Raw genomic sequence first — 19,045 nt, 5'->3', positions numbered from 1 at the left:
TGACTTCCCGGTGGCCCATCTTGTCGTCGACGGCGTCTACTCCAACAAGGCGCCCGGCGGCGTGGCCTACCGTTGTTCGTTCCGCGTCACGGAGGCCGCTTATTGCATCGAGCGCGCCATGGACATCCTGGCGCAAAAGCTCGGCATGGATCCGGCGGAGCTGCGCCTGAAGAACTTCGTCAAGCGCGAGCAGTTTCCCTATCACTCGGCCCTGGGCTGGGACTACGATTCCGGCGATTATCACACGGCCTTGCGCAAGATGATGGAGAGCACGGACTATGCCGCGCTCCGCAGGGAGCAGGCGGAGAAGCGGGAAGCCTTCAAGCGCGGCGAGACGCGCGAGATCATGGGGCTGGGCGTATCCTTCTTCACCGAGATCGTCGGCGCCGGCCCTTCGAAGAACTGCGACATTCTCGGCATTGCGATGTTCGATTCCTGCGAGATCCGCATGCATCCGACCGGCGCCGGCGTCGCGCGCATGGGCACCAAGAGCCAGGGCCAGGGTCACGAGACCACCTGGGCGCAGATCATCGCGACCGAGATCGGCATTCCCGCCGACAACATCATGGTGGAGGAGGGCAACACCGATACCGCGCCCTACGGGCTCGGCACCTATGGCTCGCGCTCGACCCCCGTCGCGGGCGCCGCGATTGCCATGGCAGCGCGCAAGATCAAGGCCAAGGCGCAGATGATCGCGGCCTACAAGCTCGAGGTGCATGAGGACGACCTCGAATGGGACATCGACGGTTTCCGCGTCAAAGGCCTGCCCGAAAAATTCATGTCGATGAAGGATATTTGCTGGGCGGCGTATAATTCCGTGCCGCCGGGCATGGAGCCGGGGCTGGAGGCGGTCTCCTATTACGATCCGCCCAACATGACCTATCCGTTCGGTGCCTATCTCTGCGTGATGGACATCGACGTCGATACCGGCGTGTACAAGATCCGCCGCTTCTACGCGCTGGACGATTGCGGCACCCGCATCAATCCGATGATCATCGAGGGTCAGGTGCACGGCGGTCTGACCGAAGCCTTCGCGATCGCGATGGGCCAGGAGATCCGCTACGACGACACCGGCAACGTGGTGACGGGCTCGTTCATGGATTTCTTCATGCCGACCGCCGTCGAGACGCCGCATTGGGAGACCGACTTCACCGTGACCCCATCGCCGCATCACCCGATCGGTGCCAAGGGCGTCGGCGAAAGCCCGAATGTCGGCGGGGTGCCGGCGTTCTCCAACGCCGTCAACGACGCGTTCTCGTTCTTAGGGGCGACGCACATCCAGATGCCGCATGACTACTGGCGCAACTGGAAGGCGGCGAAGGCGCTCGGCGCGGTGGCTTAGTGAGGCAAGAGCGTAGGGTGGGCAAAGCGAAGCGTGCCCACCCTCGGCGGCTCCGCTCGCGGTGCAGTGGTGGGCACGGCGCGAAGACGCGCCTTTGCCCATCCTACGTTGACGGAAGGGCTGTCATTGCGAGCGAAGCGAAGCAAATCCTGGCCGCGAAGAAAACGCTGGATTGCTTCGGCGCTCACGCGTCTCGCAATGACGAGGAGAGATGAGGAGCATGCAAAACCGGGACGAGATCGCGCAAGCGTTGGCCGCCTGCGGCTACATCGCCGATGGCGAGCTCGCGACCGCGCTCGCGCTGATGCAGATGCTGAGGCGCCCGCTGCTGCTGGAAGGCGAGGCCGGTGTCGGCAAGACCGAGGTCGCCAAGGCGCTCGCCTGCGTGCACACGGCCGAACTGATCCGCCTGCAATGCTACGAGGGACTCGACCAGTCGGCGGCGCTGTACGAGTGGAACTATCAGCGCCAGCTTCTGGCGATCGAGGCGCATCGCGGGCACGCGGACGCGATCGAAGATCAGATCTTCTCGGAAAAATATCTCTTGGAGCGGCCGCTGCTGGCCGCGATCCGCCGCGCCCAGCCGCCGGTGCTGCTGATCGACGAGATCGACCGTGCCGATGACGAGTTCGAGGCCTTCCTGCTCGAACTGCTGTCGGATTTCCAGGTCTCGATTCCGGAGCTCGGCACCATCAACGCGTCCACGATTCCGCATGTCGTGCTGACCTCGAACGGCACGCGCGAATTGTCGGATGCGCTGCGCCGCCGCTGCCTCTATCATTATGTCGACTATCCCGATGTCGACCGCGAAGCACGAATCATCCTGGCCAAGGTCGATGGGGCAGACGCATCGCTCGCGCTGCAGATCGCGCGCATGGTGGAAAGTATCCGCAAGGAGGAGCTGCGCAAGATGCCGGGCGTCGCCGAGACGCTCGACTGGGCGGCCGCGCTGGTCGGGCTCGATGTGCGCGACATGCATGATGCGCCGGACGTGGTGCATGAGACGTTGATGTGCCTGCTGAAAACCCATGAGGATCGCGCGCGCTTCAAACCGGAGGTCACGGCGCGATTACTGGGGCGGGTGGCATGAGCGCCCGCGCGACCACATCGGCCTTCGACGAGTTCGACGACGTCTCGCTCCGCCTGTCGACAAAGCTCGCAAGCTTTCTCCGCACGCTCCGCGACAACGGCTTAGCCGTCGGCCTCGCCGAGGGCCAGGATGCCGCGGCGCTGATGGCAGCGGGCTATGCGGCCAGACCGCCGCTGCTTCGTTCGGCGTTCAAGCATCTGTTCTCGGCGCGCAAATCCGACTGGGACAAGTTCGACGGTCTGTTCGACGCGTTCTGGCTGGGCAAGCGGGTGCGCGCCCGGTCGGGCGTGACGGGCTCCGCACGTGCCGCCAGCAATCCTTCGCTGAAGGGCCTGCAGGACGCGCAGTCCGAGCGGGCCGGCGGCCACAGCGCGACCGATGAGGCGCCCTCGAGCGATGATGAGCCGCAAGAGCGCGGCGGCGAGGGCCGCATGGAGGGCGCATCACGTGCGGAAAATCTGGCCGAGGTGGATTTCCGCAAGCTCGCCAATCCCGAGGCGATCGAACAGGCGCATGCCGCCGCCGCGCGCCTGGCGAAGGCGATGCGCACGCGGCTGACCCGGCGCGACCTGCTGCGGCGTCGTGGCGAGCGGCTTGACCTGCGCCGGACCATTCACCGGAACATCAGCCACGGCGGCGTGCCGATCGCGCTGGTGAAGCGCCGGCGCAAGCACAAGCCGCTGCGGCTCGTCATCCTGCTCGATGCGTCGGGGTCGATGAGCATGTACACCGCCGTGTTCCTGCGCTTCATCCACGGCGTGCTCGATGAATTTCGCGAGGCCGAAGCTTTTCTGTTCCATACGCGGCTGGCTTACGTCTCCGACGCGATGAAGGAAAAGGACGCCGCGCGCGCGCTTGATCGCCTGTCCATCATGGCGCAGGGCGCGGGCGGCGGCACCAAGATCGGCGAGAGCCTGCAGACGTTCAACCGCTGGCACGCAGCCCGCGTGATCCATTCGCGCACCTGCGTGATGATCGTGTCCGATGGCTATGAGACCGGTGATGCTGATCTGCTCGGACGAGAGATGGCGGCACTTGCAAAGCGCTGCCGCCGCATCGCCTGGCTCAATCCGATGATGGCATGGGATGGTTACGCGCCGGAGGCGAAGGGCATCAAGGCCGCGCTGCCCTTTGTCGATCTCTACGCGCCGGCGAATACGCTGAGCAGTCTGGCGGCGTTAGAACCGTATCTGACGAGGATGTAGATGGAGCGAACGATGGCCGCGGTTTCGGAGGTGCTCGATCTCGTCGCGCAGATGAAGGCCGCCGAGGAAAGCTTTGTGCTCGCCACCGTGGTGCGCACTGTGTCGGTGACGGCGGCAAAGGCCGGTGCGAAAGCGATCATCCGGCCCGACGGCTCCATCGTGGCGGGCTGGATCGGCGGCGGCTGTGCCAAGGGCGCGGTGCTGAAGGCGGCGCGCGATGCGCTCGCCGACGGCAACCCGCGGATGGTTTCGGTGCAACCGGAAAATCTGTTGGCCGAGCTCGGCGTCAAGCCGGGGGAGACGAAACAAGGCATCCGCTTCGCCTCCAATTTGTGCCCGAGCAAGGGCACCATGGACATTTTCGTCGAACCCGTGCTGCCGCATCCCGCGCTCGTCATTCTCGGCGCGAGCCCGGTCGCGCTGTCGCTCGCGGCGCAAGCCCGGCCGCTCGGCTATCATGTCACGCTTGCAGCGCCTGCTTGCGACCTCGCGGGCGCACCAGCCGTCGACATACTGATCGATTCATTCGCCCTCGGCGCGCTGCATGAGGCCAGACGCTTCGTCGTGGTGGCGACGCAGGGCAGGGGCGATGAAGCGGCGCTGCGCGCGGCACTCGCGGTCGATGCTGATTATCACGCCTTCGTCGGCAGCCGCCGCAAGATGGTGGCGCTGCGCGACAAGCTGATCGCCGAGGGTCTCGATGCCGCTCGTCTCGATCGCGCGAAGGCACCCGCCGGGCTCGATCTCGGCGCCATTACACCGGAGGAGATCGCGATGTCGATCCTGGCCGAGATCACGCTGGAACGCCGGCGCGGGCAGCGCGGCCAGGCAGTTAAATAGTCAGGGCGCAAACACGTCGGCGATCATCTGCTTGAAGGCGACGCGGATCTTGCCGCGTTCGTTCTGCGTCTGCTCCATCAGGATGTAGAACATGTCGAGCTTTGGATCGACGCCGAAATAGGTGCCGCTGCCTCCGTCCCATTTCAGTTCGCCGATCGGGCCGGGCGGCGGCGGTTTTGCAAAGCCCGGATCGGTGCGCACGGCAAAGCCGTAGCCGAAACCGAAACCGTCGCCCGGAAAATAGAAATAGTCGCGATCGACGCCGGAGCCTGGCCCGATATGATCCGTCGTCATGTCCTTGAACGCGGCGGGGCTGAGATAGCGCTTGCCGTCGAGCTCGCCTCCATTGAGGATCATCTGCGCAAAGCGCGCATAGTCGACCGCCGTCGAGACCAGTCCGCCGCCGCCGGACTGCCATTCCGGATGCGCGCGCCGCTCGCGCTCGCCGTCGATCAGGATCGTGTCGCTCGGCAGCGCCTCCGCCATCAGTGCACGCTCATCGTCGTCGAGCACGAATTTCGTGTGCACCATCCCCAGCGGATCGAGGATGCGTCGCTTCTCGAATTGATAGAGCGTCTCTCCGGTGATGATCTCGATCACCCCCCCGAGCACATCGGTGGAATGGCCATAGCGCCAAAGAGTGCCGGGCTGTCGCGCCAGCGGCAGTTTTGCGATACGCTCGGCAAATTCCTTGTTGTCGAAATGTCCGTCGAACAGGTGCGCGGCCTTGTAGGCCTTCATGACCCAGGGACCGCCGATATAGTCATAGCTGATCTCGGACGTGTGCCGGAGCAGGTCCATGATGGTGATTTGCCGGTTGGCCGGGACGAACTCGACGTCGGGGATACCGTGGGCGTCCGTCTTCTCCAATCCCACCTTCATGTTGGCAAAGGCGGGAATGTATTTCGCGACGGGATCATCGAGCGACAGCCTGCCTTCATCGATCAGCATCATCGCCGCAACGCTCGTGATCGGCTTGGTCATCGAGTGAAGCGCGAAGATCGTATCCGGCGTCATCGGCTGCCCGGTTGCGACGTCACGCACGCCAAAGCATTTCAGATAAACCGGGCTGCCATGCTGCTGGATCAGGACGACGGCGCCCGGCAGTTTTCCACTTGAGACCTCCTGATCGAAGTAATCGGTCAGGACCTTCAGCTTGTCAGCTCTCGGTGCCGGTACATCGTTCGCGGAGGCACCGCCCCCGATCGCGTTCACACCGTAGGCGGCGAGCGCAACAGCCAGAGCAACGCGCCGGGCCGTCGGTGCAATGATCGCAGGAAAAATGCCACCCATCGTCGCCGTCCAGGTGTCCGATTCATTGTGTGCGTTGCCCGAAAATACCAGCGCAGGCCGTCGATCAGGCTTTCGTTCTGAAAATCAAATTCTGCGGCAATGGCGACGCCTTGTGAAGCGTTTCCTTGGCCAGGGTCGCGCAAAATGGTGCACACTGGAAAAGCGGCCTTAGATCGGTCCACTCCGTCGAGAGGCGCCAGCCGGAGCGGGCGCAATCCGAAAGCCTGCCGATCAAGTCAGTCGAACAGGCTCGACACCGATTCCTCGGCAGCGGTGCGGCCGATCGCTTCGGCAATCAGGCCCGCGATCGAGAGCGTGCGGATGTTGCCGGCATTGCGCACCGCTTCGGTCGCGAGGATCGAGTCGGTGATGACGAGCTCCTTCAGCCGCGACGAGGTGATCCGCGTGACCGCGCCACCCGACAGCACGCCATGGGTGATGTAGGCGTAGACTTCGCTTGCGCCATGGGCGATCAGCGCATCGGCGGCGTTCACCAGCGTGCCGCCGGAATCGACGAGGTCGTCGACCAGGATGCAGGTGCGGTCCTCGACCTCGCCGATCACGTTCATGACTTCGGATTCACCGGGGCGCTCGCGGCGCTTGTCGATGATGGCAAGCGGGGTGTTGATGCGCTTGGCAAGCCCGCGCGCCCGCGCCACGCCGCCGACATCGGGCGACACCACCATCGTTTTGGAGAGATCGAAGCGATCCTTGATGTCGCGCACCATCAACGGCGCGGCGAAGAGGTTGTCGGTCGGGATGTCGAAGAAGCCCTGGATCTGGGTGGCATGCAGGTCGAGCGTCATGACGCGGTCGACGCCGGCACGGCTGATCAGATTGGCGACGAGTTTTGCCGAGATCGGGGTTCGGGAGCCGGATTTGCGGTCCTGCCTTGCATAGCCGAAATAGGGTACGACCGCGGTGATGCGGCGCGCCGAGGCGCGGCGCAGCGCATCCGTGATAATCAATAGCTCCATCAGGTTATCGTTGGCTGGATAGGAGGTCGACTGCAGGATGAAGACGTCCGTGCCGCGCACGTTCTCCTGGATCTCGACGAAAATCTCCATGTCGGCGAAGCGCCGGACCACGGCCTTGGTCAGCGGCAACCCGAGCCCGCTTGCGATGGCCTGAGCCAGCGCAGGGTTGGAATTGCCGGCGACGAGTTTGATGGAGCCGTTCTTGGCCGACATCGAGGCTTCTCCCCGCGCCGAGCTGGCGACAATGTTCAGCATATCGGGATACCCGCTAAACCGGCAATCTGGAACGAGCGAGGTGATATCAAGGTCAAGCCGCCGATGGCAACCCGGAGCAGCCCGTTTTCCCTGCGAAAAACCCGTTCATGCCTTAGCGTCTCGCTAATGCGCGGCGTAGCCGAGGGCACCGGCATCCGCTGCCTCGGTGGCGGACGGCTCGGCGCTCGCGACCGCGGGGCTGTGCCTGCTGGCCGGCTCGGCTGCAGGGGCCAATGGCTGATCGGCCGGTATGCCGTTGCTCAGGTTCGACAGGCCGGAAAGGCCGGCCTGCGCGATCTTGCGCAGGATCATGTCGTCCGCAGCGGCCCAGGCATCGCGTCCGGCCGCCTTGCCGGCCGCCTCCTCGCCCGAAAGACGCAGCGCGCGCTGCTGGTCGCGGTCATAGACATCCCAGACCCAGGCGATCATGGTCTTGCCGCGCACCACCTGCGCCGCGAGATAGAAGCGCACGCGATAGGCGGCCGTTTGGCCCTCGCGCGAGACGATGGCGAGGTTACGCAGCTTGCTCTCGCTGTCGAGCACGCTGACCATGCGGTCGAACACCTGCGGCGGCGGGCCGTCGATCTGTTCGAACGCGATGGCCGGGCCGCTCGTGGCCATGGCAAAGGAATTTTGCGGCGCGCCGCCGCCTGCACAGCCTGCCAGCGCACAGCTGGCCGTAAGCAGCATCGTCACGATGCATGCGCGCAGGCTTGCTCGAAATGATTGAATCGACGCTTCCCTCATTGGAGGGCAGCGATATCGTTAAAAAATTGTTAAGTCTAGGGTAAGAAGGACACAAAGCGTGCAATCAATTCAGGCGAACATTCGTCCAAAATCGGGACAGAGCTGAAAGCGGTTACGCCTCCAGCGCGATCGCATGCACATGGCGGCCGTAGTCCGTCTCCTTGCGATGCACCGACCGGCGATAGCTGAAGAAACGCGCGTCGGAATAGGTGTCGAGGCCGAGGTCGTCGATCATCAGCACGCCGGCCGCCTCGAGCCGATCACGGATGAAGCCGGCGAGGTCGAACATCGCATGGCCCTCGCGTGAGGCGGGCAGGAAGAACACGGCATTGTCGGCATCGGCGTCGAGAAAGCGCGTGACGAATTCGTCGCCGACCTCGTAGCTCGGTTGCCGGATCATCGGGCCGATGGCGGCGATGATGCCATTGCGCTCGGCGCCGAGTTTTTCCATGGCAGCGACGGTGCTTTCGAGGATTCCTGTGAGCGCGCCTTTCCAGCCCGCATGCGCGGCCCCAATGACGCGAGCTTTCGGCTCGACCAGCAGCACCGGGCCGCAATCGGCCGTGGTAATCGCGATCGCCAGCCCGTCCGTGCGGGTGACGAGGGCATCCGCCTTCGGCCTCTGGCCGTCCCAGGGACCGGTCACGACCACCGCGTCCGGTGAATGGATCTGGTGCAGGTTGAGAAGATGCGTCGGCGCGATGCCCATCTGTTCCGCCATGCGGCGGCGGTTTTCCGCGATATGGGTGGGGTCGTCGCGGGAGCCGAGCCCGCCATTGAGATGGGCGTAGACGCCGTCGGAGACGCCGCCGTCCCGGGTAAAGAAGGCATGGCGCAGGCCGGGGATGGCGGCGAGCAGCGGGGATTCCAGTCTCATCGTTTCGCCGTCCTCTCGCTCTGGTTCTCCTCGCTCAGGCCCGCCAGGATGATCAGCTTGGGATCTGAGATGGCAAGAACCTTGAACAACTGCCCCATCCCGCCGCGGCCAGGTCCCGTCAGCCGTTTCAGTGCGTTGGAAATGTCTTCCGACACTTCCGGCGTCGCCTTGGTCATCAGCGTCAGCGCGCGGGTCTCGATGCCGAGCTTTTTCAGAAACTCGCCCTGGGTGACCGGGCCATGAATAAGCGCGCCGAGATCATCGGCCGCGCGTGCCAGCGCCTGGAAATCGACATGTGCTGTCAGGTCGGCCTGGCCCGGTGCCTTCAGAGGATCGGTAAAGCTGTGGCGGGCGATGGCCTGAAACGTGTCACCGGCATCGCTGCGCAGATGTCCGTAATCGATGATCAGCGCCGCTCCTTCCTGGTTGCGCACGCGTTTCGCAATCCGCATCATTTCGGCATCCGGCCGCCATTCGAACACGGCGCCGACCGGAGCGGCACGGACCAGCTGCGGCAGCAGCACCTCGAAGCGCGGCATCGGCTCCTCGGCGGCGCCGAACACCAGCTTGTCGTTCTTGTCGAGCTCGACGACTCGCTCGTGCCAGCCGGTTTCACGCCGCACCATCTGATGGATTGGCAGCGCATCGAAATATTCGTTGGCGAAGATCACGCTGGGGCCTTCCGGCACCTCGTCGATCGTGTCGTGCCATTCGGCATGACGCACGCCCTGCAGAATCTCGCGCTGTTTTGCACGCAGCAGCGGATTGATCTCGACCATGTGAATGTGGAGCGCCTGGAAGAGCGGCGGCAGCACCTTTAGCGCGCGCAGCGCGTCCGCCATCATGGTACCGCGGCCGGGACCGAGTTCGATCAGTCTGAGCAGCGGCGGCGAGCCGATCGCCTTCCACACCGAAGCGGCCCACAGCCCCAAGAGTTCGCCGAACATCTGGCTGACCTCGGGCGCGGTGGTGAAGTCGCCTTCACGGCCGAGCGGATCGCGGGCGACGTAATAGCCATACTGCGGATGCGTGAGGCACAGCTCCATGTAGCGCCAGACCGGCATCGGTCCGGAGAACCTGATCAGCTTCTTGATCTCGGACAGCAGCGGTGAAAATTCGGTCACGATTTCCCTTGAGCAGAATCCCCTGATATGACCGGCGTCGGCGCCTCGCGCCGCAACACCCATGCAATCAGCATGGCGCCGACGATCACCATGGGGACCGACAGCAGCATACCCATTGTGAGCTGGCCCCACAAAAAGCCGAGCTGCTTGTCGGGCTCGCGGAAGAACTCCCCGGTGATCCGGGCCAGACCATAAAGCGCAATGAAGCTGCCGAGAATGAGCCCCGGGCGCTTCAGGGCGCCGAGACGAACCATAATGGCGAGAATGGTAAACAGCAGGACCCCCTCCAGGGCCGCCTCATAGAGCTGGCTCGGATGGCGCGGCAGCGGCCCGCCATTGGGGAAGATCATGGCCCAGGGCAGATCGGGGTCGGCAAGCCGGCCCCACAATTCGCTGTTGATGAAATTGGCGATCCGTCCCAAAAACAGCCCGATCGGGCCGACCGCGGTGGTGATGTCGCCGAGCGAGAGGATGGAGATGCCGTTCCTCTGCGCGAACCACATCACCGCAATCACGCAGCCCATGAAGCCGCCGTGGAACGACATGCCGCCCTTCCACAGTTCGAAGATCTCCAGCGGGTGCTCGACGAAGAAGGGCAGATTGTAGAACAGCACATAACCGGTGCGGCCGCCCAAAATGATGCCGATCGTGACCCAGAGGATGAAGTCGTCAAGTTGCAGCAGCGAGATCGGCGCGGGCCCGCCCCACAGCCGTTCGTTCTTCGCCAGCCACCGCGCATAGATCCAGCCGAGCACGATGCCGGCGATATAGGCGAGCGCGTACCAGCGGATCGCGAACGGTCCGATCTGGATCGCGATGGGATCGAAGACGGGGAAGTCGATCAGGAGAAAGGGCATTGCGCTTCGGGCTGTCCTTGAACTTATTCTTGGGCTTCACACGGAAAGGTTGCGGCGATAGAGCGCGAGCAGCCGTTCCCAATGCCGCTCCGCCGCGTCGCGATTGTAAACCGGGCGCTTGGGGAAGGCGAAGCCGTGATGGGTGCCGGGATAGATCTCCACCTCGTTGGTCGATCCCTTCATACCCTCGCGGACCTTCTCGATGATCTCCGGTGGTGCATAGACGTCGGTTTCGGCGCAGGCGAAATAGAGCTCCGCTTTGGTCTTCTGCAAGGCAAGATGCGGGCTGTCAGGCTGATCGGTGGCGAGTTGCACGCCGTAGATCGAGGCGGCCGCCTTGACGCGCTCCGGAAAATGTGTGGCCGCGTTGATCGCATAGCGCCCGCTCATGCAGTAGCCGACGGCGCCGACGATGTCAGTGTTCGCGGCCTTGTCGCCCTCGGCATAGGCGAGCAGCGATCTGGTGTCCTCCATCACAAGCGGGATGCTGAGTGAGTTCATCAGTGCGAACATCCGCTTGCGCTCCGGCGTCTCCGGGTCGGCCGGCAGCGGGCCGAGCTCCATCACGCCGGCGCGGTAGTACAGGTTCGGCAGCATCACGTAATAGCCTGACGTGCCGAGCCGGCGCGCCATGTCGCGCAGTTCCTCGCGGATCGCCGGCGCATCCATGTAGAACAGGATCACGGGAAAAGGGCCGCCGCGCTCGGGATGCGTGATGAAGGTCGTGGTGTGGCCGTCCTTGGTCGCGATCTCGATCTGCTGGTCGATCATGGGCGTTTCTTCTTCGAGGTTTGTGGGGTGGTGTCGCAGTCAGGTACGATTGCAAGGAAACCGCAGCATGACAAGGCGAGTACGCAGCAGGACTTGAATGGCCTGCGCCGGATCGCCATTGTTTGATATGACCAGCATCGCCGCAGCCGGAGAGGGACATGACCCAGACCACGAATCGGTTTTTCGACGAAATCGGCCGTCTGATGAACGACGCCGCGGGCGCCGCGCAAGGCATGAAGCGTGAGTTCGACACGGTCGTGCGCAGCCAGGCCGAACGGATCCTGCGCGACCTCGACATCGTCAAGCGCGAAGAGTTCGAGGCGGTCAAGGACATGGCCCGTCTGGCGCGCGAGGAAAACGAGACGCTGAAGGCCCGTATCGCGGCGCTCGAGACCAAGCTAGGCGGTGCCGGCGGCTGACGAGCACGCGCTCGGTCGTCACACCCGCGAAAGCGCGGTCTCCAGTACGCCGAGGCCTATCGGTTCATGCACTGACGTCTATGGAATACTGGATCGCCCGGTCGAGCCGGGCGATAACAGGTGGAAAGCTTGGATGGAAGAAAAATCCCCTGATTTCCTTGTCATTTCGGCCGGGTGGGGCTAAAAGCCGGCCACGTTTGCGGCCCCCGCACCCCTGGAGGCTTGCCGCGATGCGATGAAACGGGCCGCTCTGCGGCCTTTAGCTTTTAAAAACAAGGACTTGTGACAATGGCGACCGTCAAGGAATTGAAGGCGACCGCACGTCCGTCAGTCGGCAAGGGGGCCGCACGGGCAGAGCGTCGCGCCGGGAAAGTGCCCGGAGTGATCTACGGAAACAACCAGCCCCCGCTGCCGATCTCGGTCAATGATCGCGAACTTCGTCAGCGCATCCTCGCCGGACGTTTCCTCACCACCGTCTATGAGATCGAACTGGACGGCAAGAAGCACCGCGTGATTCCGCGCGACTTCCACCTCGATCCGGTGCGCGATTTCCCGATTCACGTCGATTTCCTGCGGCTCGGCGAGGGCGCGACCATTCGCGTCAGCGTGCCCCTGCACGTGATCAAGGCGGAGACCTCGCCGGGCGTGAAGCGCGGCGGCACGGTCAATATCGTGACCCACGCCCTCGACCTGGAATGCTCGGTCGACAACATCCCGCAATTCATCGACGCTGATGTCGGTGAGCTCGAGATCAGCCACTCGCTGCATCTGTCGGACGTCAAGCTCCCGACCGGCGTGAAGTCGCTGGCGCGCGAGGACATTACGCTCGTGACCATCGTGCCGCCGTCCGGCTACGCCGAAGAGCAGCGCGCGGCAGCAGCGAGTGCGGCTGCGGCAGGTGGCGCGGCAGCTCCCCCCGCCGGCGCGGCTGCACCTGCAGCGGCCGCCCCCGCGGCGGCTCCTGCGGCCGGTGCGAAGGCGCCGGCGGCGGGCGCCAAGGCGCCTGCCGGCGGCGACAAGAAGAAGTAAGCTGGCGCGGGATGCCGCGTCATGCTGCTCTTCGTCGGCCTCGGCAATCCCGGCGCGAAATACGCGCGCAACCGGCACAATATCGGCTTCGCGGTCGTCGATGAGATCGCGCGGCGTCATGGGTTCGCGCCCTGGCGCCGCCGCTTTCAGGGCGAGACCTCGGAGGGCGCGCTCGATGGCGCGCGTCTCATCCTGCTCAAGCCCACGACGTACATGAACGAATCAGGCCGTTCGGTGCAGGAGGCTGCCAACTTCTTCAAGCTTGGTGCGGGCGACATCACGGTGTTCCAGGACGAACTCGAACTGCCGCCGGCGAAGGTCCGGGTGAAAGTCGGCGGCGGGATCGCCGGGCACAACGGATTACGTTCGCTGACCTCGCATATCGGCAATGACTACCGCCGCGTGCGGCTCGGCATCGGCCATCCCGGCGTCAAGGAACTGGTGCACGCCTACGTGCTGTCGGACTTTGCCAAGAGCGACATGCCGTGGGTCGAAGGGCTCTGCGCCGCGGTGGCGGACAACGCCGCGCTGCTGGCTACCGGCCACGATGCCTCGTTCCAGAACAAGGTGCATCTGGCGTTGCAGGGCAAAGGCTTTTTCGCTCCACGCGACGAGGACGGCGGCGCATAGCGCGGCGCTGACGACGCGAACGGATTTTCGGGACGGATCATGGGATTCAAATGCGGTATCGTCGGCCTGCCCAATGTCGGCAAGTCGACCCTGTTCAACGCGCTGACGGAGACCGCGGCGGCGCAGGCGGCGAACTATCCGTTCTGCACGATCGAGCCCAATGTCGGCGAGGTCGCAGTGCCCGATCTGCGGCTCGACAAGCTCGCCGCGATCGGCAAGTCGGCGCAGATCATCCCGACCCGGCTGATCTTCGTCGACATCGCAGGCCTGGTGCGTGGAGCTTCGAAAGGCGAGGGCCTGGGCAACCAGTTTTTGGCCAACATCCGCGAGGTCGACGCGATCGCGCATGTCGTGCGCTGCTTTGAGGATTCCGACATCACCCATGTCGAGGGCAAGATCGCGCCGCTTGCCGATATCGAGACCATCGAGACCGAACTGATGCTCGCCGATCTCGAGAGCCTGGAGAAGCGCGTCGACAATCTCGCCAAGAAGGCCAAGGGCAACGACAAGGACGCCAAGGAACAGCTCGATCTCGTCAACCGCACGCTCGTGCTGCTGCGCGAGGGCAAGCCGGCGCGGCTGGTCGAGCGCAAGGCGGAGGAACAGCGCGCCTTCGACATGCTGGGATTGTTGAGCTCAAAACCGGTGCTTTATGTCTGCAATGTCGAGGAGGGTGCGGCGAAAGACGGCAACTCGTTCTCGCAAGCGGTGTTCGACCTCGCCAAGACGGAAGGCGCGGTCGCCGTCACCATCTCGGCCAAGATCGAATCGGAGATCGCGACGCTGTCAAAGGAGGAGCGGACAGATTTCCTGGAGACGCTCGGACTCCAGGAAGCCGGTCTCGACCGCCTGATTCGCGCCGGCTACCAGCTTCTCGACCTCATCACCTATTTCACCGTCGGGCCCAAGGAAGCGCGCGCCTGGACCATCCATCGCGGCACCAAGGCCCCGGCCGCGGCCGGCGTCATTCATACTGATTTCGAAAAGGGTTTTATCCGCGCTGAGACAATCGCCTATGCGGACTATGTCGCCTTCGGCGGCGAGGCCGGCGCGCGCGATGCCGGCAAGCTCCGCCTCGAAGGCAAGGACTATGTGGTCGCCGATGGCGACGTCATGCATTTCCGCTTCAACACGTGACGATGCCGTGGGATCGCGACGACTCTCTCTGTCATTCCGGGGCGGTGCGAAGCACCGAACTATGGTGCGCAGTTGCGGACCTGAGAATCTCGAGATTCCGGGTTCGCTCGTTTCACTCGCGCCCCGGAATGACAGTTCTATTTACCGCATTCCGCCCTGGTCGCGGATCGCGCCGAGATGCTCATTGATGCGAAACACGATCAGAATGAATTCGGCGACGATGCGCGAGAACACGATGCCGACCGCCGCACCGATGATGCTGGAGAGCAGCAGCAGGAAACCGCCGAACGGACTGATCGCCATCGCGGCGAGGCCGGAAAAGACGCCGGACAGACCACTCAGTACGATCAGGGCAATGACCAGCCAATAGAACGTCTTGATCACAGTCGGCGTGATGAACCGGTCCCACTGAAACAGATCGCGAAATTCGAACATCCTTTTCCCCCGGCAATTCGGAAAGGCCAAACACGGGCTGTTGAGTCGAACTGGGCACTAGCCCCGAACCGCATTCGAAGCAATAGAGACTGAGAATCACACGCGCGGACGCGCTTGAGATTGCCGCAAAGTGCGGCCACAATCGGGCTTCCTTCCGGCTATTCCCCATCCATGACCCTGACCTTCGAAGATCTTCCGCCCGGCCGTCTCGGCACTTTCGGCCCCCGCCGCGTGACGCGGGAGGAGATTTTGGCATTCGCGGCCGAGTTCGATCCGCAGCCGATGCATCTCGACGAGGCGGCCGCGCAGCGCTCGATGCTGAAAGGGCTGTCCGGTTCCGGCTGGCATCTCTGTTCGATCATGATGCGGATGATGTTCGACGGCTTCATCGGCCGCACCGCCTCGCTGGGCTCTCCGGGTGTGAACGAAGTGCGCTGGCTCGCGCCGCTCCGGCCCGGAGATGATCTGATGCTCGAGGCCGACGTGGTCGAGGCGCGCGTTTCCAAGAGCCGACCGGAAACCGGCATCGTGACGTTCAAATGCACCGCGCGCAACGCCAGCGGCCAGGCGCTGTGTGAAATGATCTCGCCGATCATCGTGATGCGGCGTGCCAGTGGCGGCAGCGCGCAGGAGGCGAGCTAGATGTTCTTCTTCGAGGATTTCGCGCTCGGACAACGGCGCGAGATTGGATCGTTCACCTTTACCGCCGAGACGATCAAGATCTTTGCCGCACAGTACGATCCGCAGCGTTTCCATCTGGACGAGGAGGAGGGACGGAAATCGCTGTTCGGCGGGCTGGCCGCATCGGGCTGGCATGTCGGCTCGGTGTGCATGAAGCTGCTGGTCGCCGACGGCCAGCGTCAGACCAGGGAGGCGCTGGCGCGTGGCGAGGAGGTCGCAACCTTGGGGCCGTCGCCGGGGTTTCGCGAGCTGCGCTGGATCAAGCCGGTTCTGGCAGGGGACACCATCAGCTTTGCCAGCGAGCTCGCCTCACTCCGCAGCTCGGAATCGCGGCCTGCCTGGGGCATCATCGAGGCGCGCAACACGGGAACCAACCAGCGCGGCGAACTGGTGTTTTCCATCATTGCGATCGCTTTCGTGCCGCGACGCAAGCCGGCCTGATCCGTAGAAATCCCGTTTACCTCGTCCGCCGGAACCAGCGCGCTACTAACGCATTTTGAACCTTGACGCTGGCATAGTGCCGCGCGGGACAGAAGTTCGGGGATGATCATGGCAGACCGTAGCGGCCTGAAACTGGTGGGATTCATCTTTGCGAGCGTGACGCTTGCGGTCATGCTGGTGACCGGCGTGGTCGTGACCAGCTACGCGAATGGCGCCTATTCGCTGGAAGGCCCGCAGACCGCGGACCTTGCGGTTAGCATCCGCTAACCATCGCGGCAAAATTCGCTTTCCCTTCAGCGGCTCCAGAGCAGCGCCATCGCCGTGATCACGACGATCAGCAGGCCGATGAAGCGGACCATGATGGTGCCGACCGGGGGCGAGGTGCTGCGCAAGGGAATCGGATCGGAGTTCTCCGGCCGGATCGTTTCCATCTAGGTGTCCCCCAGAAATCGCGGCCCGCGCCAAGCGGCCCGTTTCTTGGTCGCGACCAGCCGCGGCCGAGTTCAAGGATCACGGCGTCAATCTGCAAGGGCTCGGCCTGTCCCGTCGATCGGGGATCGCTTTCCCGGTGCTGCCGAATCAAATGCCGCCGTGCCCCTTATAAGCACGGCGGCCTGATGCGGGGAACGTTTTGGGATCAGCCGTTGCGCAGATTGTCGGCCGAGCGTTTCCACTGCGCAACATTCTCCGCGATCATCCGCGTCGACTTGATGGTCGCCTGGCTCAGATGCGCATAGCCGGAAATTTCGCGCTGCACGCGCTGGCCTTCGGCATGCAGCCATTCACGCAGGCTCTCCAGCTCCGAGATCAGATTGGTGATCTCCGAGAGCGAGGTTCCGGCGACGCGCTGGATCAGCGAGTTCAAATTGTTGACGGTGGCTTCCGAGTTCTGCTCGATCGATTCCCCCGGGCGCCGCAAATAGGCCACGTCATTGCGAACGAATTCGCGAATGCCGTTCTCGACTTCGGTGGTCGCTGCGCCTTCGAGCTCCGTCTCGGTGCCTTCTAGCTTTTCCGTACGAACTACATTCATCGGATGCTCCTCGTGTTTCGCGTGGCGAGCGCGGACGGTCCCCCGCAGGATCTGATCATGGCGCCATCAGGGAGACTGAATGTGACCACATCGCGGCCATCTTGCGGCGTCGCTGGATGATTCGACGGCTTTGCGGTGGCGCGGCCGTCTGGCGAACGAATCTCGTCGCGGTGTTGATTTTCGGGAACACCGGCGCGTGCAACTTCTGCTGAGCTGCGTGCGATGTTACCAGCTGCGCTTGAATCCGGCGCTGATGCTCTTGTTCATCGTGCCCTGTGCGGTCTCGCCGACCGAGCCCGACACGCTCACGCCATCCATCAGCTTCTGTTCCGCGCCGACCTTGCGCAGCCACTTGTCGTCCGACGACGACAGCGTCTGCCCCGCGGTGACGCTGGTGCCGGTGTCGCCGATATTCAGCTTCGCGGACTGGTCGGTTTCGTAGCTCCGCGTCGTCGGCCGGGTGGGCAGGCCCGGCACACCCGTGAGACCCTGCTGGGTTACGTTGTATCCGTTCTGCAGCGTGACCGAAGTGTCGCCGTTCATCGGCACCTGTCTGCTGATGGAGGTTCCGAGCCGGCTCTGCTCAGAACCCGGGTCGACGCGAGCTTCGACCGCAGTCTTGTCCCAGATGCCGGCGGCGCCCGGGGCGGTCATGGCGGCCCAGGCGCTGCCGCCGGACTGCGGCAGGCCGCCGCCATTGCTCGCCTTCTCCGCCAAAAGCTCGGACATCGTGGTCGGCTCCGGCGCCACCTTCATGTCGGCGCCGACCCGGGTGTCCCAGAACGACCACACCGATTGTTTCACCGACACGTCGGAGCCGCCATTCGCCTTGCGGTTGTTCGACCAGGAGACATCGCTGCCGCTTGGGCCGGCTTTCGCGCCGCGCGCCGCCGCGGCGGGCCGCTCGGCCAGCGTCAAGGCATCGACGTTGAGCTGGCTCCAGTCGAGCTTGCTGACATCGATATCCTTCAGGATGTCATCTGACGCGTTCGCCTCGGTTTTCGCGTCGTCTTTTCCTTGAGATTCATCCGTGTCGGCGGCGTCCGTTGCCGCGCCGACCGGGCCGGCCTCGAGAGCTGGCTTGGGCCAGACGCTCTGCCCGAGCGCGGCAGACGCGACGACCAGACCAAAGGCGGCCGCCAGGGCCGCCGCCCTCAGATCCAACAATGTCCTGCAAATCATTCCCGCCGCCCGCACTTGCCACACCAATCTACCACGCGGCCTTTCCGTTGCAAGATTGCGGCCCGGCGGCGTTGCGCGGATTCACTGCGTTGTTATCGATTTACGCCTGACGGTCGCAAAGATGTCACGGCTCAGGCGACCCACGCGCCTGTGATTTGCTTGCAACGCGCAGTAAAAAACCGGGACATTTTTTACCAGCAGGTCCGCGCCTCGGCCGGTGCATCATCGCAGGAGCGGCCCCTCACCGCGGCGCGACGGTGATCAGAGGTCGCAGACCGCGCGCCGCGCGTCGTTGACAGCAATCGCGGCTCGTCCGGCGAACCCCATGGGCATGGGCTCGGGCGCACAACCGCTGGAACATCCCCGCGATCAGGCGGTTAAAAGAGTCCCCTCTCGTGGAGTCCAGTGCCATGAAAACAACCCTGTTCGTCGCCTCGGCCGTCGCCGCGCTCATGATGGTCACGACGTCGGCCGCCAGTGCCAAGGGCTGCATCAAGGGCGCGATCGTGGGCGGCGTGGCCGGCCATTATGCGGGCCATCATGGCATGCTCGGCGCCGCCGCCGGCTGCCTTTATGGCCGCCATCACGCCAAGGAGCAGACGCGGCAGCAGGAGCAGCAGCAGAACCAGGGCAATGCCCAGGGACGGATCTGAGGGCACGCGAGGGCGGCGCAGCTGCAT

General features: G+C 64.0%; 23 protein-coding genes. 12 read left to right on the top strand and 11 right to left on the bottom strand.

All coding sequences use genetic code 11. The features are described 5' to 3' along the window. From JOZ76_RS28370 to JOZ76_RS28355, 4 genes are all read left to right on the top strand, one after another. Positions 1-1,342, top strand: a 1,342-nt coding sequence (locus tag JOZ76_RS28370) for a molybdopterin cofactor-binding domain-containing protein (RefSeq protein WP_291704327.1), incomplete at its 5' end; no start/stop codon positions are given. 220 nt (positions 1,343-1,562) lie between these two features. After that, positions 1,563-2,432: an AAA family ATPase gene (locus JOZ76_RS28365; protein ID WP_291704325.1), complete on the top strand. Its 870-nt coding sequence runs from the start codon at positions 1,563-1,565 to the stop codon at positions 2,430-2,432. Then, on the top strand, positions 2,429-3,637 hold the full coding sequence (locus JOZ76_RS28360) for a vWA domain-containing protein (RefSeq protein WP_291704323.1): 1,209 nt from the start codon (positions 2,429-2,431) through the stop codon (positions 3,635-3,637). Before JOZ76_RS28365 ends, JOZ76_RS28360 begins: the two co-directional genes overlap by 4 nt. Positions 3,638-3,649: 12 nt before the next feature. After that, positions 3,650-4,477, top strand: coding sequence for an XdhC family protein (locus tag JOZ76_RS28355; RefSeq protein WP_291704321.1), 828 nt, complete (start codon positions 3,650-3,652; stop codon positions 4,475-4,477). Here JOZ76_RS28355 and JOZ76_RS28350 read toward each other — a convergent pair whose 3' ends face one another. The 7 genes from JOZ76_RS28350 to JOZ76_RS28320 form a co-directional block, all read right to left on the bottom strand. After that, complete coding sequence (locus JOZ76_RS28350) at positions 4,478-5,770, bottom strand: serine hydrolase domain-containing protein (protein WP_291704320.1); 1,293 nt, start codon at positions 5,768-5,770, stop codon at positions 4,478-4,480. A gap of 236 nt (positions 5,771-6,006) precedes the next feature. Next, positions 6,007-6,960 carry a ribose-phosphate pyrophosphokinase gene (locus JOZ76_RS28345; RefSeq protein WP_291704318.1) on the bottom strand — a complete coding sequence of 318 codons (954 nt, stop codon included), beginning with the start codon at positions 6,958-6,960 and terminating at the stop codon, positions 6,007-6,009. Between the two features lie 165 nt (positions 6,961-7,125). Next, a complete protein-coding gene (locus JOZ76_RS28340) occupies positions 7,126-7,749 on the bottom strand; it encodes a hypothetical protein (protein ID WP_291704316.1) in 624 nt (207 codons plus the stop codon). 112 nt (positions 7,750-7,861) lie between these two features. Continuing rightward, positions 7,862-8,626 (bottom strand): peptidoglycan editing factor PgeF, encoded by a 765-nt coding sequence (gene pgeF / locus JOZ76_RS28335; RefSeq protein WP_291704315.1) that lies wholly within the window; start codon positions 8,624-8,626, stop codon positions 7,862-7,864. Beyond that, positions 8,623-9,750, bottom strand: coding sequence for a class I SAM-dependent methyltransferase (locus JOZ76_RS28330; protein WP_291704313.1), 1,128 nt, complete (start codon positions 9,748-9,750; stop codon positions 8,623-8,625). The genes pgeF and JOZ76_RS28330 overlap by 4 nt, the downstream gene beginning before the upstream one ends. Continuing rightward, positions 9,747-10,607, bottom strand: a complete 861-nt coding sequence (gene lgt / locus JOZ76_RS28325; protein ID WP_291704311.1) for a prolipoprotein diacylglyceryl transferase — start codon at positions 10,605-10,607, stop codon at positions 9,747-9,749. The genes JOZ76_RS28330 and lgt overlap by 4 nt, the downstream gene beginning before the upstream one ends. A 36-nt stretch (positions 10,608-10,643) precedes the next feature. After that, a complete protein-coding gene (locus tag JOZ76_RS28320) occupies positions 10,644-11,378 on the bottom strand; it encodes a dienelactone hydrolase family protein (protein ID WP_291704309.1) in 735 nt (244 codons plus the stop codon). A 158-nt stretch (positions 11,379-11,536) separates the two neighbouring features. Between JOZ76_RS28320 and JOZ76_RS28315 the strand changes: the two genes are divergently transcribed. The 4 genes from JOZ76_RS28315 to ychF all read left to right on the top strand — a co-directional run bounded on the left by JOZ76_RS28315 (position 11,537) and on the right by ychF (position 14,593). Next, positions 11,537-11,797, top strand: a complete 261-nt coding sequence (locus JOZ76_RS28315) for an accessory factor UbiK family protein (RefSeq protein ID WP_291704307.1) — start codon at positions 11,537-11,539, stop codon at positions 11,795-11,797. A gap of 288 nt (positions 11,798-12,085) precedes the next feature. Beyond that, on the top strand, positions 12,086-12,826 hold the full coding sequence (locus tag JOZ76_RS28310) for a 50S ribosomal protein L25/general stress protein Ctc (RefSeq protein ID WP_291704305.1): 741 nt from the start codon (positions 12,086-12,088) through the stop codon (positions 12,824-12,826). Positions 12,827-12,847: 21 nt separating this feature from the next. Next, a complete protein-coding gene (pth, locus tag JOZ76_RS28305; RefSeq protein WP_291704303.1) occupies positions 12,848-13,456 on the top strand; it encodes an aminoacyl-tRNA hydrolase in 609 nt (202 codons plus the stop codon). Positions 13,457-13,495: 39 nt separating this feature from the next. Next, positions 13,496-14,593, top strand: coding sequence for a redox-regulated ATPase YchF (gene ychF / locus JOZ76_RS28300; RefSeq protein ID WP_291704301.1), 1,098 nt, complete (start codon positions 13,496-13,498; stop codon positions 14,591-14,593). Between the two features lie 141 nt (positions 14,594-14,734). Here ychF and JOZ76_RS28295 read toward each other — a convergent pair whose 3' ends face one another. Further along, positions 14,735-15,028, bottom strand: coding sequence for a DUF4282 domain-containing protein (locus tag JOZ76_RS28295; protein ID WP_291704299.1), 294 nt, complete (start codon positions 15,026-15,028; stop codon positions 14,735-14,737). A 171-nt stretch (positions 15,029-15,199) separates the two neighbouring features. Here JOZ76_RS28295 and JOZ76_RS28290 point away from each other — a divergent pair, with 171 nt between their 5' ends. The 3 genes from JOZ76_RS28290 to JOZ76_RS28280 all read left to right on the top strand — a co-directional run bounded on the left by JOZ76_RS28290 (position 15,200) and on the right by JOZ76_RS28280 (position 16,417). After that, the gene (locus JOZ76_RS28290) at positions 15,200-15,670 is read left to right on the top strand and encodes a MaoC family dehydratase (protein ID WP_291704298.1); all 471 of its coding nucleotides are present in this window, start codon (positions 15,200-15,202) and stop codon (positions 15,668-15,670) included. After that, positions 15,671-16,150: a MaoC family dehydratase gene (locus JOZ76_RS28285; protein WP_291704296.1), complete on the top strand. Its 480-nt coding sequence runs from the start codon at positions 15,671-15,673 to the stop codon at positions 16,148-16,150. A 108-nt stretch (positions 16,151-16,258) separates the two neighbouring features. Beyond that, positions 16,259-16,417, top strand: coding sequence for a hypothetical protein (locus JOZ76_RS28280; protein ID WP_291704294.1), 159 nt, complete (start codon positions 16,259-16,261; stop codon positions 16,415-16,417). A gap of 26 nt (positions 16,418-16,443) precedes the next feature. On the opposite strand, the gene JOZ76_RS28275 is transcribed toward JOZ76_RS28280, so the two are convergent. From JOZ76_RS28275 to JOZ76_RS28265, 3 genes are all read right to left on the bottom strand, one after another. Further along, complete coding sequence (locus tag JOZ76_RS28275; RefSeq protein ID WP_291704292.1) at positions 16,444-16,581, bottom strand: hypothetical protein; 138 nt, start codon at positions 16,579-16,581, stop codon at positions 16,444-16,446. A gap of 206 nt (positions 16,582-16,787) precedes the next feature. Continuing rightward, positions 16,788-17,183, bottom strand: coding sequence for a hypothetical protein (locus tag JOZ76_RS28270; protein ID WP_291704290.1), 396 nt, complete (start codon positions 17,181-17,183; stop codon positions 16,788-16,790). 225 nt (positions 17,184-17,408) lie between these two features. Beyond that, on the bottom strand, positions 17,409-18,365 hold the full coding sequence (locus tag JOZ76_RS28265) for a hypothetical protein (RefSeq protein ID WP_441300116.1): 957 nt from the start codon (positions 18,363-18,365) through the stop codon (positions 17,409-17,411). Positions 18,366-18,775: 410 nt separating this feature from the next. Here JOZ76_RS28265 and JOZ76_RS28260 point away from each other — a divergent pair, with 410 nt between their 5' ends. Then, positions 18,776-19,018: a hypothetical protein gene (locus tag JOZ76_RS28260; protein WP_291704286.1), complete on the top strand. Its 243-nt coding sequence runs from the start codon at positions 18,776-18,778 to the stop codon at positions 19,016-19,018. The last annotated feature ends 27 nt before the right edge of the window (positions 19,019-19,045 follow it).

It is taken from the genome of Bradyrhizobium sp., assembly GCF_019244115.1.
In the GTDB taxonomy this organism is placed as follows: Bacteria; Pseudomonadota; Alphaproteobacteria; order Rhizobiales; family Xanthobacteraceae; genus Bradyrhizobium.
This window is presented reverse-complemented; position numbering and strand designations above follow the sequence as displayed.

Bases quoted from the DNA above. Each gene is read 5' to 3' on its own strand.
- JOZ76_RS28365 (WP_291704325.1), top strand. From the start codon at position 1,563: ATGCAAAACCGGGACGAGATCGCGCAAGCGTTGGCCGCCTGCGGCTAC.
- lgt (WP_291704311.1), bottom strand. From the start codon at position 10,607: ATGCCCTTTCTCCTGATCGACTTCCCCGTCTTCGATCCCATCGCGATC.
- JOZ76_RS28310 (WP_291704305.1), top strand. From the start codon at position 12,086: ATGGCGACCGTCAAGGAATTGAAGGCGACCGCACGTCCGTCAGTCGGC.
- JOZ76_RS28315 (WP_291704307.1), top strand. From the start codon at position 11,537: ATGACCCAGACCACGAATCGGTTTTTCGACGAAATCGGCCGTCTGATG.
- pth (WP_291704303.1), top strand. From the start codon at position 12,848: ATGCTGCTCTTCGTCGGCCTCGGCAATCCCGGCGCGAAATACGCGCGC.
- JOZ76_RS28280 (WP_291704294.1), top strand. From the start codon at position 16,259: ATGGCAGACCGTAGCGGCCTGAAACTGGTGGGATTCATCTTTGCGAGC.
- JOZ76_RS28355 (WP_291704321.1), top strand. From the start codon at position 3,650: ATGGCCGCGGTTTCGGAGGTGCTCGATCTCGTCGCGCAGATGAAGGCC.
- JOZ76_RS28350 (WP_291704320.1), bottom strand. From the start codon at position 5,770: ATGGGTGGCATTTTTCCTGCGATCATTGCACCGACGGCCCGGCGCGTT.
- JOZ76_RS28270 (WP_291704290.1), bottom strand. From the start codon at position 17,183: ATGAATGTAGTTCGTACGGAAAAGCTAGAAGGCACCGAGACGGAGCTC.
- JOZ76_RS28290 (WP_291704298.1), top strand. From the start codon at position 15,200: ATGACCCTGACCTTCGAAGATCTTCCGCCCGGCCGTCTCGGCACTTTC.
- JOZ76_RS28285 (WP_291704296.1), top strand. From the start codon at position 15,671: ATGTTCTTCTTCGAGGATTTCGCGCTCGGACAACGGCGCGAGATTGGA.
- JOZ76_RS28340 (WP_291704316.1), bottom strand. From the start codon at position 7,749: ATGAGGGAAGCGTCGATTCAATCATTTCGAGCAAGCCTGCGCGCATGC.
- JOZ76_RS28260 (WP_291704286.1), top strand. From the start codon at position 18,776: ATGAAAACAACCCTGTTCGTCGCCTCGGCCGTCGCCGCGCTCATGATG.
- JOZ76_RS28345 (WP_291704318.1), bottom strand. From the start codon at position 6,960: ATGTCGGCCAAGAACGGCTCCATCAAACTCGTCGCCGGCAATTCCAAC.
- JOZ76_RS28275 (WP_291704292.1), bottom strand. From the start codon at position 16,581: ATGGAAACGATCCGGCCGGAGAACTCCGATCCGATTCCCTTGCGCAGC.
- pgeF (WP_291704315.1), bottom strand. From the start codon at position 8,626: ATGAGACTGGAATCCCCGCTGCTCGCCGCCATCCCCGGCCTGCGCCAT.
- JOZ76_RS28360 (WP_291704323.1), top strand. From the start codon at position 2,429: ATGAGCGCCCGCGCGACCACATCGGCCTTCGACGAGTTCGACGACGTC.
- JOZ76_RS28265 (WP_441300116.1), bottom strand. From the start codon at position 18,365: ATGATTTGCAGGACATTGTTGGATCTGAGGGCGGCGGCCCTGGCGGCC.
- ychF (WP_291704301.1), top strand. From the start codon at position 13,496: ATGGGATTCAAATGCGGTATCGTCGGCCTGCCCAATGTCGGCAAGTCG.
- JOZ76_RS28320 (WP_291704309.1), bottom strand. From the start codon at position 11,378: ATGATCGACCAGCAGATCGAGATCGCGACCAAGGACGGCCACACCACG.
- JOZ76_RS28295 (WP_291704299.1), bottom strand. From the start codon at position 15,028: ATGTTCGAATTTCGCGATCTGTTTCAGTGGGACCGGTTCATCACGCCG.